Raw genomic sequence first — 15,571 nt, 5'->3', positions numbered from 1 at the left:
AACGAACAATGCGCGTATCTCCCGGATGCGCGCATTGTTCGTTATGCCGATTTAGTGATCCATCTGCGGATGGCTGCTGGCACGGATTCCGGTGGAAGCAGGTCGATCAGCATACGCAGCGAATAGAGCCCGCAGAGAACGACGGCGACGAAGCCAATCACCGTCGCCGGCCATAGCGGCAAAATCGAGAACATCAGGAATACCAGTCCCGATGCGGGCAAGAACAGCAGTCCGTGTCTGCGATTGGCGGCGGACCAGCGAAAACCGGTCAGCTTCCGCACGATCACATAGATCAGGATGCTGTGCCAGACATAGAGGCCAAAGAACGCCATGCCGGCTCCTTGCGTACCGAGCAGCGATACGAAGAGCCAGGCAAGCCCCACATGGACGACTGCCGCCGCGACCTCCGTCCAGAAGAAAATCGCCTGGGTACGCTTCGCCACGACGATGAAACCCATCGGCCAGGAAATAATCCGCAGCATCATTCCAAGGCAGATCCAGCGCAGAAGCTCGACTGCCCCATGAAACTCAGCCGAATAGAATAGGCTCATCATGAGCGGCGCGAGCGTCAGCGTCCCGAGCAGGCCGGGGCCAGCGAGCAGCATGCTGATTTCGGCCTGTTCATTGACCAGCCGATTGCATTCGGCATTGTTGTCGATCGTTGCGGTCAGGCGCGGATAGAAATCCGTTCCCATGGCCTGCAGGATGAAACCGGCGTAGAGACCGCCGAGGCCCCAGGCCGCTTGATACAGTCCCGCCGCCATGACGCCGCCCTCCTTCAGCACGATGATACGGATGGCGTAGGCCGCACCGAAGGTCAGAAGTCCACTTGCCATGAAGACGAACCCGAGCCGGAGCAGCGCCGACACCTCCCGGCTGAACTGGCGTGTCGGCATTGGCGAGGGATGCGGGAAGATCCGCCGGCTGTACCACCAGGTCGGAAGGATTGAGGCAGCTGCAATCACCACGAGCGACGGTGCGATCGCCTGGATCCCGAACAGGTAGATCAGCGGGATACTCACGGCTGTACCGAAGAGCCCGGCCAGCACGTTGATGCGGGCAAGATCCGCAATGCCGCGCATGCCCTGGATCAATGCGCTCTGCCCCGCAGACACCAGCCGGAAGAAGACGGCGAGCGACAGCAGTACGATGCCACCGACGTGCTGGTAATCACCAAAGGTGAAACTTGAGACAGGATATGCAAGTGCGGCGAGAAGAAGCGCGCCAAGCAACGCCAGCACCACCGATATGCGTCTCAGTACGGTCGCCGACTGGGCAATCCTCGCTGCGTCGCCGGTGCCGGCAGCTTCCGCGACCTGACGCACGCCACTGCCCCCGACGCCCAGACCCGCGATAGACTGCGCGATATCGACGATCGAGCTATAAAGGCCCATAAGCCCGATGCCTTCCGGCCCGAGCAGGACGGCCATCGCCTTGTTTCTGATAATGCTGAGTGCGACATTCACCAGCGAAGCGCCGCCCATCAGCATCGTCGACCTGAGGATCTCAGTGTAGGTCTGGCTGCTGGGTGGGGTCATGCGCAAAGTCATCGGAAGCCCCCAGCCGTGTTTCCCGTGCCGGCGTTCAATCCCCGCCGCAGGCTCGATTGCAGCACATGCTTTTCGCTTATCACCGGCTTACCTGACTGACATGCGCCTCTGTCTGAACAGGCAGAGCTGCGGCGTCTTCGGACGGCGCATCCCCGATGCGGGCCCGGGTTACCCTGACCACGTCACCGGGCGCCAGCTCGGTCGTTTCGGAGGCCTGGAATTGATTGACCTCACCCTTGTCCCGCCGGTTCACGATGAACGTCAGGGGGAGTTCTTCAACGCGGCTTTTCGCGTTGGCGCCGATCGACACGTCTTCGAGAAGCAGTTGTTGCGTGGTGTCGCGCTTCAATTTGAGCTGATCGAGATTGGCTTTCTCAGCCTGCACCTCGGAAGCGATCTCGCTGCGGCGCGTGTCGGAAAGTCCCTCGAGACTGCGCGTCGTCTCGTTGATCGCCTGGCGGCCCCGCATGATGGCGGTGACGAGATCGAGCCTGTCGGAGCGATAGGTGGTGAGCAACCGTTCCAGATCCATCTGGCGTGAGGTGATCGTCAGACCCTTCTGGACCAGCGTCTTCACGCTCGTCAGTTGCTCTTCGACCGACTGGATATTGTCATCCGAGCCTTTCAGCTTTTCTTCCAGTGTTTCGATTTCCGCCGTCAAGAGATTGCGCAATTCGACGAGTGCCACCGACTGCTTGTCCAGCGCGTTTGCACGGGCCTGAAAAATGACCCGCTCCTCCTGGTAGAGACTTTCGGCATATTGCCGATCGACAGCAGGCGGCTGATCGAAGACGATCTCTTTCTCCCCGGCCATCTCCGCCTGCAGCCGCGCCAGCTTTGCCGAACTGCGCAGCAGCGAATGGTCGATTTCCTGCAAATCGCCGGCAAGCCTGATCGTCTGCGATTGTTGCTGTGCGGCAGCCCGCAACGGGCCGCCGCTCATGGCCAGGGATTGCAGGACGCTGAGCCTGGAGCGAAACTTGTATTCTCCCGGCGCTACTACGTCTCCGACGATGTAAATGGAGGGATAGTCGAGGATATCGATGGTCACCGCAGGTGCCTGGGCCAGACCCATCTTCGCCTGAAGGCGCTTGCCGATCTCGTTGGTGAGGCCCTCATTATCCATATTTCCAACCGCCAGCGACCCCAGGAAGGGCAGGGAGACGGTACCTGCATCCGAAACCGTATAGTCGCCGCCAATCCCCTCCCATCGCTCAAACTGGCCTTTGGACTGGATCCATTGGACGATCGTCAGGCGGATTCTCGTTTGTGGAGCCAAGGGGGCGCTATCGGCGAGCGCTGGCGACACTGCTCCGGCAAGAAAGACGAGTGCGCTGATGACAGACGTCGCGCGGAGGAACACGCGAGGGGCGCGGTGCGATGGATTCATATACATGTCTCGCCTGCAAACATTCTTACACGGACGCTGATACGATACTTTGAACTCTGCTCGAACGCCGGAAGCTAATTCCGAAGCTGCATCGCCAGTGTGCAGTCTGGCGAAGCCTTGAGGAAGGTGGAGGTCGTTTGCTTTGCCACATCAATATTGATGAGGTGGGGAGGTGCTCCGGCCTAAAGTGAGTAGAAGCATATATCGTCGGTGCCACACACAGGCGTCGTCTCGGAAAATCAACAGGTTCTGCACGCAGAAATAGGCGCGCTCGCTTCGGTAAAGCGCAACCGCTCCGGCAGTGCCTTTATGTTCGGGATCGTCGATTTTACCGCACGATGACCGGCCGCTTCGCTACCTCTGCGGCCTCGAGCCTTGCCCAGGAAGCGGCGAATTTCTGCCCTGGCGCATCTGATCCATCGCGTGGGCGACGCAACACGGCCGTTTGCCCAAAGGATGCCGCCTGTAGAGCGAAAGGCGTAGGATATACTCGCTTATTTTTCGACTACAATTCAGGGCCGCGTATCGAACGGTCCTCATAGATTCGATCCTGTTAATTTCACGAGAGGTGTCTGCCATGTATCGCAACGCTCGTCGATGGACCTCGCGCTCACTCCTGGTGGATTCGTTGTTTCCCGGTTGGTTGACCGCCAGCGGAAAGGGAAAGCCGCACAAGCCTGCCGAAAAGCGCGGCGATAGTGCTCAACTTGCGGCATCCGTCCAAACTACGGATGGAAACAAGCATGGTGCGCTTGTCGACAGTCCCGACAACAACGCGGCGCTCAACGAGCATGACGCTGAACATAGAGCGGGTGTGATCGGCGAAGCGGACGATCGGGCCAATATCACCCGCACACCGCCGGCCTTAGCCGACGCTTTCGAAGCAAATCGGGAGACGGAGCTTCGACGCGGTGACAGTGCCGCGTCTCGGGTGTCCGCTCACACGCCTGGTTTTGCAGGTTTCGAGCGGAACGCGAACGGGGTTGCATTGGGAGCGCAATCGTCGCTTTATCGCACCTACGCTGGAATGAGCTTCATCGGCGACGATCCTTTGGCTCCGTATCTGCCGCAAAGCCCTGCACCGACAGTTTCGGTGCAGGGTTCTGCGACCGTAGCGGGCGGGCGTGCGTCCTCGGGCAAAGTCGTCATTCTCGAGTCGAGCCCGTCGGCGCAGTCGACCGGGCAGCATGCTGGAGCAAATGCGCTGGCGTTTGGCATGCCCTTTGGTGTGTGCGGGTGCGGCTACTATACGTCTCCCACACGGATTCTCGATTGGGCCCATGGCGGCGCCTTGCTTCAGCAAGATGGTCAGTTGCCGGGAACACGGCTGACCGAAGGGCCGGACTATGTGGAGTCGATCAAGAAGGCCATCGGAGCCTCGGTTAGCGACCCGCTTCTCGATCGTAGCCTGTCTCCTCTCTCGGGCTGGACCGGAACCGCAAATTGGACAGAATCCACGGCCCTGAACGGATCGTTGCCCGGCGGCGGAGAGACCGGAAAGGGCACCACCACGAAGGGTGTCGGCATCCTTTCCGGCTCGGTGATGACACCGCCTCAACCTTCTGCGCAGCGCTCGTTGACGACGCAAGATCTGGCGGCCGCTGCGGCGGCGACCAGCAACGCGATCGTGCTGGAAAACCAGAAGCAGGGCAATCCGGAGAGCGAGTGGGGCATCGACGGTGCCGGCAGCACCAACATCGAGGGGTTTGCGACCGACATTAGCGTCGACAACGGCAAGACCGTCAGCTTCAAGATCAACACAAATTCCACCAACTACCGGATCGATATATACCGGCTCGGCTATTATGGCGGCATGGGCGCCCGCAAGGTCGCGACCATGCAGCATACCGGATTGCAGACCCAGCCCAGCCCGTTGCGCAATGCTACGACCGGCACCGTCGATGCCGGCAACTGGGCGGTCTCAGCTTCGTGGACCGTACCTGATGATGCCGTCTCAGGCGTCTATATCGCCAAACTCGTGCGCCAGGATGGCACCTCTGGCGAAAATCAAATCCCGTTCATCGTGCGCGACGATGCCAGCCACAGCGACATCGTCTTCCAGACCGCAGACGAGACCTGGCAAGCTTACAACGGCTGGGGTGGTGCAAACTTCTATGGCGGCAACGGCCCCGCGACGGGCCAGGGCGCTGGTCGCGCCTATGCTGTCAGCTACAACAGGCCGATTGCGACCCGCGGCGGGGTTGGCACCTATGCAGGCCCACAGGACTATCTGTTCGGCGCCGAATATGCGGGCATCTACTGGCTGGAACAGAACGGCTATGACGTCTCCTATATGTCGGGCGTCGACGTCGACCGCTATGGCAGTCTTCTGCTCAATCACAAGACCTATATCGATGCCGGGCACGACGAATACTGGTCTGGACAGCAGAGGACCAATGTCGAAGCTGCACGCGATGCCGGCGTCAACCTGATGTTCTGGAGTGGCAACGAGGTCTATTGGCGCACCCGTTGGGGCAATGCCTACAGCGCTGACGGAACGCCTTATCGGACCCTCATCTCCTACAAGGAGACATGGTCGCCCAGCGCCAGCATCGACCCCACCAACCAATGGACGGGCACCTTCCGTGATCCGCGTCTAAGCCCCCCTGCTATCGGTGGCGGAAACCCGGAAAACTCGCTGACCGGGCAGTTGTTTAAGGTCGACGATGTCGGCAGCAATCTTAGCGCGATTACGGTCGGATACGACGACGCCAACCTGCGCTTCTGGCGCAATACGAGCGTCGCCAATCTTCAGCCTGGCCAGACGGCGACGCTCACCAAGAACTATCTCGGTTACGAATGGGACGAAGCGCCCGATAACGGCTTCGATCCGGCCGGCCTCGTGAAGCTGTCATCGACGACGCTTCCGGTCAGCACTTACTTGCTCGACTACGGAAACACGACCGGCAACGCGACCGCCACCCACAATCTGACGCTCTATCGTGCGCCGAGCGGTGCACTGGTGTTCGGGGCCGGCACAGTCTACTGGACATGGGGGCTGAGCGACAATCACGATAATCAGGCGACCCCGACCGATCCCCGCGTGCAGCAGGCGATGGTGAATTTGCTGGCCGACATGGGCATTCAGCCTGGGACGCTGCAATCCGGACTCGTCGCCACGACCGGTTCTACGGACCATGTTGCACCGACTTCCGTTATAACGGGGCCGTCAGCGGCAACCGTTGGCTCCACAGTCACGATTACAGGTACCGCCACCGATACGGGCGGCGGTGTCATCGCCAGTGTCGAGGTTTCGACCGACAACGGGGCGAGCTGGCATCCGGCGACAGGCGATGAGAATTGGACTTATACGTGGTCGCCGCAGGTCGCGGGCAGTTACACTATCCGGTCGCGGGCCGTCGACGATAACATCAACCTTGAAACACCCTCGGCCGGACGCACGGTCACCGTAACCGGGGCAAGTTTTACCTCTCTCTTTGGCGCGGCGACACCGGCGGTGGTCAATACCGATGATTCGTCAGCCGTCGAGCTCGGTGTCAAATTCCAGACCTCCGCGGCAGGCACCGTCACCGGTATTCGTTTCTACAAGGGCAGCCTGGACACGGGGACGCATACAGGCTCGCTGTGGTCGAGCACTGGGACGCGGATTGCGACCCTCACCTTCACAAACGAGACCGCCAGCGGCTGGCAGACTGCCTATTTCACCAGCCCAGTGAGCCTGACGCCCGGGCAGACCTACACGGCATCCTATCACACCAATACCGGCAATTACTCGACAACCACCGACTACTTCATCGCCAATGTGACGAGCGGACCGCTGACGGCGCCAGCCAGCGGCAACGGCGTATACACCTATGGCGGCTCCGCTACCGCAGGCATTTTCCCGAATGCCACCTTCAACGCCGCCAACTACTATGCCGATGTGGTCTTCCGCCCGGCATCGACAACGCCGAACACGACACCGACGGCGGTTGCCGATGTGGGCGACGCGACCGAGAAGGGCGGAGTGGCCAACGGTTCGGGCGGCGCGGTTGCCAGCGGCAATGTGCTGACCAACGATACCGATGCGGATGCCGGAGACACCAAGACCGTCACGGCAGTGGTCTTTGGTGCGACGTCAGGCACGCTCGGCACGGCATTGAATGGCACCTATGGCAGTCTCGTGCTCAGTGCATCGGGCGCCTATAGTTATGCCGTCAACGAGAGCAATACCGCCGTCCAGGCTCTGCGCCTGTCGACCAACACGCTGAGCGATGTCTTCAGCTACACGATGCGCGATACCGCCGGCGCGACCGCCACGGCAAATATCACCATCACCATCCATGGCGCTAACGATGCGCCGGTGCTGGCCGTCCAGACGGTGGGCCAGAATGCCACCGTCGGCACTGCCTTCTCCTTCGTCGTTCCAACGACGACTTTCACCGATGTCGACAGCGGCGAGACGCTGGCCTATTCGGCAACGGCCGCCGACGGCACGGCACTGCCCGGCTGGCTGAGCTTCAACGCCACGACGCGGACCTTCTCCGGCACGCCGACGACATCAGGCACTTACGGCGTCAAGGTGACGGCGACAGACCTTGGCGGCCTTGCCGCCAACGAGAGCTTCAACATCGCCGTGTCGACGCCTGGCAATACGCCGCCGACGGCAGTTGCCGATGTGGGTGACGCGACCGAGAAGGGCGGGGTGGCAAACGGTTCGGGTGGTGCGGTTGCGAGCGGCAACGTGCTGACCAACGACACCGATCCGAATGCCGGTGATACCAAGACCGTCACGGCAGTGGTCTTCGGTGCGACATCAGGCACGCTCGGCACGGCATTGAATGGCACCTATGGCAGTCTCGTGCTCAGTGCATCGGGCGTCTATAGTTATGCGGTCAACGAGGCCAATACCGCCGTCCAGGCTCTGCGCCTGTCGACCAACACGCTGAGCGATGTCTTCAGCTATACGATGCGCGATACCGCCGGCGCCACGGCCACGGCCAATCTTACCGTCACCATCCATGGCGCCAACGATGCGCCGGTGCTGGCCGTCCAGACGGCGGCCCAGAATGCCACCGTCGGCTCCGCCTTCTCCTTCGTGCTGCCGACCACGACCTTCACCGATGTCGACAGCGGCGAGACGCTGACCTACTCGGCAACGGCCGCCGATGGCACGGCGCTGCCTGCCTGGCTGAGCTTCAACGCCACGACGAGGACCTTCTCCGGCACGCCGACGACCGCTGGCACCTACGGCGTCAAAGTGACGGCGACCGACCTTGGCGGCCTTGCCGCCAACGAAAGCTTCAATGTCGCGGTGTCGGCGACGGCAACGACCTACAGCCTGTTCTCCGCCTCCAGCACGCCGACCCAGACCAACCTCAACGATGGTCAGCAGCTCGAGCTTGGCGTCAAGTTCCAGTCGAACGTTGCCGGTGACGTTACCGGCATCAAGTTCTACCGCAGCGCCAACGACAACGGCCAGAACGTCGTCGACCTGTGGACCACGACGGGCACCAAGCTCGCCACCGCCACCTTCGCCGGCACCACCGGGAGCGGCTGGCAGACGGTGAACTTCACAACGCCGGTCACCATCGCCGCCAATACAGCCTATGTCGCCTCCTACCACACCACCGGTGGCTACGTGGCAACCGATGGTTTCTTTGCCAGTGCCGTCACCAACGGTCCGTTGACGGCCCAATCAAGCGCGGTCGCCGGTGGCAACGGCGTCTATGCGTATGGCGGATCCGCCACCGCAGGTCTCTTCCCGGCCAACTCCTACGATTCATCGAATTACTATGCCGACGTGGTCTTCCGACCGCAGCTCGTCGGGTGAAGCAAGGACAAGGTTACGAACGGGGTTCAAATGAGGCTAATACGACGCAAATCGCCGCGGCGACGGTCCCTCGGGCCGCTCACGTTCAAGGGATGCCGATGAACGGGATCGAGCGGCTCCCGGTAACCGTGCTGGCCGGCTTCCTCGGCGCTGGTAAGACGACGCTCCTCAGCCATGTGCTGAATAACCGTCAGGGCCTGCGGGTCGCCGTCATCGTCAACGATATGAGCGAAGTGAACATAGACGCCAGTCTCATTCGAGACGGCGGCTGCAACCTTTCGCATACGACGGAGACATTGATCGAGCTTAGCAATGGCTGCATATGCTGTACCCTGCGCAACGACCTCCTGACGGAAGTACGACGACTGGCCGAAGAGCGGCGATACGACTATCTGTTGATCGAAGGCACCGGCATTGCCGAGCCACGCCCCATTGCGGCAACATTTTCCTTCCGCGACGAGAACGGCGCCTCGCTCGCCGATTTTGCCAGGCTCGACACAATGGTCACCGTGGTCGACGCTGCAAACCTGTTAGCCGACTACAGCAGTGCCGATCTGCTTGCCGATCGCGGCCTGCAGCGCGACGGTGAGGACCGGCGCACACTCATCGACCTGCTGGTGGATCAGATCGAGTTTGCCGATGTCGTCGTGATCAACAAGATCTCGGACGCGACTGATAAGGTCCGCGCAGAGGTGAGCAAGATAGTTACGTCTCTCAACCCGGACGCACGCCAGGTGGAGACGGATTTCGGCACGATTTCTCTTTCAACCGTCCTGAATACAGGCCTCTTCGATGAAGCAAAGGCCGCTGCGCATCCCCTGTGGCACAAGGAATTGTACAACCCGGATGAGCATGTTCCGGAAACGGAGGAATACGGGGTCTCAAGCTTTGTCTATCGCACGAGGCGTCCCTTCGATCCCATGCGGTTTCGGGCATTCCTGGACGAGCCCTGGCCGGGAGTGCTGCGCGCCAAGGGTCATTTCTGGCTTGCCACGCGCCCGCGCCATGTGGGCCTGATGTCGGCTGCCGGGGTCCAAAGGCGCTGCGAGCCTATGGGGCTCTGGTGGGCAGCCGTGCCCCGACAGGACTGGCCGAGCCATCAGCAGTTTCATCGGCATCTGCAGAGCCGATGGGACAGCGCTTGGGGCGACCGCCGGCAGGAATTGGTTTTTATCGGCGTTGATATGGACGAGACAAGTGTGCGGACCGCACTGGACGGATGCCTCGCCAGCGCCGATCCGCGCGACTGGGCCGCCCTCGAAGATCCGTTTCCGGCCTGGTAGCACGGGGCGGCGCAGAACAACGCTCGAGTTGACCAGCGGGACCGGCGAAACAATACGAAATCAGAATTCCTTTCAATCAGCGTCAGCCACTTGGCAGATCCGTAGGCAGCTTTGGGGTCGGCCGGTATGCGGTGAGCATCATCCTATGGGCGTAGGGAATACCTCCCTCATACCCCGGATTGCTGTCGTACGTTCCCTTAGCAAAGGTGCCAGAATGAACGTCTTGCTATGGCGGTCGAAGGGCCGGCGATGCGGAAGGGGACGCCGCTGATGCGGAGAATTCATGTGAGTAATCGTGAGTATCTGAGTACATTTGGTGGAGTGTTGAGTATCTGTCGTGCACCCTCCGCCTGGAGCGCAGTCCTTGCATCCGCGACGGTCGTGTCGTCGAGAAGTACCGATGGTTCCCCAAGCTTTGCCAATCAGGGCAGCGCAACCGTCCAATCCTCCTTCACAAGCACGGTCACATCTTCCCTGATACCATCAGGCGACATGCAATCGTCCCCTGCATCGTCGACGACGATGCAGGCACCTGCTGGCGATGGCGGTGCACAGGACACGTCCACAAAGACGGCGTCGGTTGCGACGGTCTTCCAGACGCCTGCCTCGACATTGCAACGCACGGTGCTTGGCCCGGATCCGTCCGAGGAGGCTGCGACACTGCCTGCCGCGCCCGCGCTTACAGGTGTTACTAGCGATGCCGATACCGGCAGTGTCAATACGGCGGCGCCGGTCGGTTCTTCCAGCAGTGTCGGCACGGCTTCGTTGCGCCTTCAGGCCTCGATAGCATCCATCTCGGTGGAGCCGAGCCAGGATGTTTCTGCTGAGACGACCGCGGCCCCGACAGCGCTAGTGGCACCGGTGGCGCCGGCTTCGGCTGCGGCGACGCCCAACAAGATCGCCCTCGAAAACCTGAAGCAGGGCAACCCGATCAGCGAGTGGGGTCTGGAGGGCGACGGCGGCGGCACCATCCAGGGCTTCGCCACCGAAATCAGCACGAATATCGGCCAGACGGTCGATTTCAAGATCGCCACCGATTCCACCCATTACCGCATCGATATCTACCGAATGGGCTATTATGGCGGCGACGGCGCGCGCAAGGTCGACTCGATCGAACAATCGCTGACCACGGCGCAGATCCAGCCGCATCCGATCGTCGATATGTCGCTCGGCCTCATCGATTGCGGCAACTGGTCGGTCTCGGCGAGCTGGCAGATTCCGACCGACGCGGTCTCCGGCGTCTATTTTGCCAAGCTGGTGCGGGAGGACGGCACCGAGGACGCCAGCATCATTCCCTTCGTCGTGCGCGACGACGCCTCCACCAGCAATATCGTCTTCCAGACGTCCGACACGACATGGCAGGCTTATAATGCCTGGGGCGGCGCCAGCCTCTATTATGGCGAAGTGCCCGTCGATCCGGCTGCCATGATCGGCTACCTGCCGCCGAACTGCAGCTGCGGCCTGCAGGCGATCGGCCGTGCCTCGGCGGTCAGCTACAACAGGCCGATCATTACCAATACGAGCCCGATCGGCGGCTCGCACGACTACATCTTCGGCGTCGAATCCTCCGCCATCTCGTGGCTGGAGCAGAACGGCTACGACGTGTCCTATATTTCGGGCGTCGATGCTGCTCGCAGCGGCAGCCTGCTGCTCAACCACGATGCCTATCTCTCCGTGGGACACGACGAATACTGGTCTGCCGAACAGCGCGCCAATGTCGAGGCGGCGCGCGATGCCGGCGTCAACCTCGCCTTCTGGAGCGGCAATGAGTGCTACTGGAAGGTTCGCTGGGAAAGCAGCATCGACGGTAGCGGCCAGGCCTACCGCACTATGGTCTGCTACAAGGAAACCTGGGGCACGAGCTCGGATCCGAGCAATGTCGGCACCGGCACCTGGCGCGATCCGCGCTATGCCGATGCAGGCCAGGAGCCGGAGAATTCGCTGACAGGCACGATGTTCCAGGTGGACAGCTACCGCCAGGATACGATCTCCATCCCCTACGACTATTCCAACCTGCGCTTCTGGCGCAACACCGATGTCGCCGAGCTGCAGCAGGGCGAGAGCTATAATCTCGTGCAGAACCTGCTCGGCTACGAATGGGATTCCGATGTCGAGAATGGCTTCCGTCCGGATGGGCTGATCAACCTGTCGCTCTCCTCGGTCTCGGTGAGCACCTATCTGCGCGATTACGGCACCACGGTCGGCGATGCGGTGGCGACCCACAGCCTGACCATGTACCGGGCGGCAAGCGGCGCGCTGGTCTTCGGCGCCGGCACGGTTTTCTGGTCCTGGGGTCTGAGTGACAACCACCAGGGCCCGGCGACGTCGACCGATCGCAACGTGCAGCAGGCTATGGTCAACATGTTCGCGGACATGGGTATCCAGCCGACCACGCTCGATGCGAGCCTGATCCTGGCCACTCAATCGACCGACGCGCTGAAGCCGACCTCGTCGATCAGCTCGCCGATCATCGGCGCAAGCTTTGTCGAAGGGCAGCACGTGACGATCACCGGCACGGCGCAGGATTTCGGCGGCGGCATCATTGCCGGCGTGGAAGTTTCGACCGATGGCGGCCAGCACTGGTTCAAGGCCACCGGCCGCGAGAGCTGGAGCTATAACTGGGTCGTCCAGGCAAGCGGAACCTATACGATCTTGTCACGGGCGGTCGACGACAGCGTCAATCTGGAGGCGCCGTCGAGCGGCAAGCAGGTTACCGTCACCCTGCCGGGCACGCAGGGCCTCTGGACGCTGGCGGAAAAGCCGGCGGTCGAAGTGGCGATCGATCGCGATTCCGTCGAGCTAGGCCTGCGCTTCCAGACGACGACGGCAGGCTCTGTGGAGGGCATCCGCTTCTACAAGGGCTTCTACAATATCGGCGACCATGTCGTCAGCCTCTGGAGCGCCAACGGCACGCTGCTGGCGACCGGAGTGTCCGTCGACGAACCGCTCTCCGGCTGGCAGACAGTGATGTTCTCCTCGCCGATCCAGATTGCCGCCGGCACGACCTACGTGGCCTCCTATCACAGCGGCGGTTTCTTCTCGCTGACAAACAATTATTTCACCGGCGGCACCTATGCCAGCGGCGCGGTGAAGGCTGTCGATGGCGGCGGCGTCTTCGCCTACGGCACCACTGCCGGCACGTTCCCCGGCCAAAGCCCCGGCACCGGCACCAATTACTGGGTGGATGTAGTCTTCGATGCCGGGCCCAACAGCGCGCCGGTTGCGACCGACGATACGGGGCTGACCATCACCCGCAACGACAGCGTCGTCATCTCGATCGCCTCGCTCATCGGAAACGATACGGATCCGAATGGCGACGCAATGACGATTTCGGCCGTCGGCAATGCCGTCAACGGCACGGTGACGCTCAATAGGCAGAACGGCACCGTCATCTTCACGCCGACCAACAATTATTCGGGGCCGGCAAGCTTTACCTACACGCTGTCGGACGGGCGCGGCGGCACGGATCAGGGCAACGTCAGCCTCACCGTAAACCAGGGCCCTGCTGGGGAAACACTGTTTACATCAAGCGAAGGGCCGACGGGCGCAAGCTTCAGCGAAGGTCAGTCGCTGGAGCTCGGGATGAGGTTCGTCGCGTCGTCTAGCGGCATGATTTCCGGCATCCGCTACTACAGGGCGGTCGGCGATACCGGCGCCCATACCGGCTCCCTCTGGGCAGCCGACGGCACGCTGGTCGCGACCGTCACCTTCGCCGACAGCGGATCGGTGAGCGGCTGGCAGACCGCGACATTCACCAACCCGGTGCACATCGCCGCCGGCACCACCTATGTCGCCTCCTACCACACAACGGGCTCCTATGTGGCGACATCAGACTATTTCACCTCAGCCCATACCAACGGCGCGCTGACGGCGCTCGCCGGCAGCAACGGCGTCTTCGGCAATGGCACCGATTTCCCGACCTCCAGCTACCAGTCGTCGAACTATTGGGTGGATGTCGTCTACAGCCAGACAAGCAATGCCGCGCCGGTCGCCGCCAATGACAATGGCTACACGACTTATTCCAACACCGCGCTGTCGATTGGCGCAGCCAGCCTGCTCGCAAACGACCATGACGCCGATGGCGATCCGCTCAGCATCACCGGCGCGACTGGTGCGGTCAACGGAACCGTGTCGTTCAACAGCCAGACCAAGTCCGTCACTTTCACCCCGACGGCAGGTTATATGGGCGCGGCAAGCTTCTCCTATTCGATCTCGGATGGATATGGCGGCACGGCGTCGGCCACCGTCAGCCTCGCGGTCAATTCGCAGCCTGGCGGCGGCACGACCGCAAGCCTGTTCACCGGCGCCGACACCTCGGCTGTTGCCGCCGCCAATGACCCCAACTCGGTCGAACTCGGCGTCAAGTTCATCGCATCGGCCAACGGCCAGATCACCGGGCTCACCTACTACAAGAGCGCTCAGGATACCGACACGCATGTCGGCTCGCTCTGGACCGCGAGCGGCCAACTCGTTGGCCAGGCAACCTTCATCAACGAGACGGCGAGCGGCTGGCAGACGGTTTCCTTCACCCAGCCGATCAATGTGACGGCCGGCGCCACCTATGTGGCGAGCTACCATTCGAACGGCTTCTATTCCGCAACGGCAAACTACTTCACGACGGACCATACGAACGGTGCGCTGACGGCGCCGTCGAGTGCGGCGAGCGGCGGCAATGGCCTTTATGCCTACGGCTCGGGCAGCCTCTTCCCGGCCGCTTCCTACAATGCCAGCAATTATTGGGTCGACGTGCTCTATCAGCAGGGCGGCGCGCAGAATGCGCGACCAGTCGCCGCCAATGACAGCGGTTTCTCGACCAATACCGGCACGCCAATCACCATTCAGGCCTCGGTGCTCCTGGCAAACGACGCCGATGCCGATGGCGATCCGCTTGTCATCACCGGCGTCAGCGGCGCCGTCAACGGCTCGGTCGCCTACGATGCCCAGGCCCAGACGGTGACCTTCACGCCGACGGCAGGCTATTCGGGACCGGCGAGCTTCAGCTACGCGATTGCAGACGGCAAAGGTGGCACGGCGTCGGCGCAGGTTGCCCTCACCATCAACGGCGGCCAGACGGCAGGGCCGGAGCAGAACCTCTTTGCCGCCGGTGCAACGCCGTCAATCGTCTCCATCAATGACAACCAGCAAATCAATCTCGGCATGAAATTCCAGGCCGATACGTCAGGCTGGATTACCGGCATCCGATTCTACAAGGGGGCCGACAATACCGGCTCGCATAACGGTTATCTCTGGACCGCCTCGGGCACGCTGCTCGGCAGCGTCACCTTCAACAACGAGACGGCCAGCGGCTGGCAGACTGCGCAGCTCACCCAGCAGATCGCCATCCAGGCGGATACGGCTTACGTCGTTTCTTATTCGAGCAACGGCAATTACTCGGCGACCGGCAATTACTTTGCCAGTGACGTGACGAACGGCGATCTCAAGGCGCCGGGCGGCAGCAACGGCGTCTATGCCTACGGGGCGGGCGGGTTGTTCCCGACAGCCAGCTATAACAGCACGAACTACTATGTGGATGTGGCGTTCAAACCGCAACTCGCGGCGTAAAGCCGCGAGGATG

Annotated in this window: 5 protein-coding genes; 3 read left to right on the top strand and 2 right to left on the bottom strand. The window is 61.7% G+C overall.

Translation table 11 applies throughout. The annotated features are described in order from the left end of the window. Positions 1-41 precede the first annotated feature (41 nt). The gene (locus tag RCCGE510_RS27980; protein ID WP_007635849.1) at positions 42-1,550 is read right to left on the bottom strand and encodes an O-antigen translocase; all 1,509 of its coding nucleotides are present in this window, start codon (positions 1,548-1,550) and stop codon (positions 42-44) included. A 79-nt stretch (positions 1,551-1,629) separates the two neighbouring features. Then, entirely contained in the window at positions 1,630-2,940 is a 1,311-nt protein-coding gene (locus RCCGE510_RS27975) for a polysaccharide biosynthesis/export family protein (RefSeq protein ID WP_192815359.1), read from the bottom strand. Between the two features lie 577 nt (positions 2,941-3,517). Here RCCGE510_RS27975 and RCCGE510_RS27970 point away from each other — a divergent pair. The 3 genes from RCCGE510_RS27970 (at position 3,518) to RCCGE510_RS27960 (ending at position 15,558) form a co-directional block, all read left to right on the top strand. After that, positions 3,518-8,713, top strand: a complete 5,196-nt coding sequence (locus RCCGE510_RS27970) for a N,N-dimethylformamidase beta subunit family domain-containing protein (protein WP_007635847.1) — start codon at positions 3,518-3,520, stop codon at positions 8,711-8,713. Between the two features lie 98 nt (positions 8,714-8,811). Then, a complete protein-coding gene (locus RCCGE510_RS27965) occupies positions 8,812-9,996 on the top strand; it encodes a GTP-binding protein (RefSeq protein WP_007635845.1) in 1,185 nt (394 codons plus the stop codon). 249 nt (positions 9,997-10,245) lie between these two features. Beyond that, complete coding sequence (locus RCCGE510_RS27960) at positions 10,246-15,558, top strand: DUF4082 domain-containing protein (RefSeq protein WP_037080038.1); 5,313 nt, start codon at positions 10,246-10,248, stop codon at positions 15,556-15,558. The last annotated feature ends 13 nt before the right edge of the window (positions 15,559-15,571 follow it).

This window comes from Rhizobium sp. CCGE 510 (assembly GCF_000292525.1).
Lineage (GTDB): Bacteria > Pseudomonadota > Alphaproteobacteria > Rhizobiales > Rhizobiaceae > Rhizobium.
The sequence above is the reverse complement of the archived record's forward strand: the minus strand, read 5'-3'. Positions and strand labels throughout refer to the sequence as shown.

Excerpts from the sequence above, each read along its gene's own strand:
- RCCGE510_RS27965 (WP_007635845.1), top strand. The coding sequence starts at position 8,812 with ATGAACGGGATCGAGCGGCTCCCGGTAACCGTGCTGGCCGGCTTCCTC.
- RCCGE510_RS27970 (WP_007635847.1), top strand. The coding sequence starts at position 3,518 with ATGTATCGCAACGCTCGTCGATGGACCTCGCGCTCACTCCTGGTGGAT.
- RCCGE510_RS27960 (WP_037080038.1), top strand. The coding sequence starts at position 10,246 with ATGCGGAAGGGGACGCCGCTGATGCGGAGAATTCATGTGAGTAATCGT.
- RCCGE510_RS27975 (WP_192815359.1), bottom strand. The coding sequence starts at position 2,940 with ATGAATCCATCGCACCGCGCCCCTCGCGTGTTCCTCCGCGCGACGTCT.
- RCCGE510_RS27980 (WP_007635849.1), bottom strand. The coding sequence starts at position 1,550 with ATGACTTTGCGCATGACCCCACCCAGCAGCCAGACCTACACTGAGATC.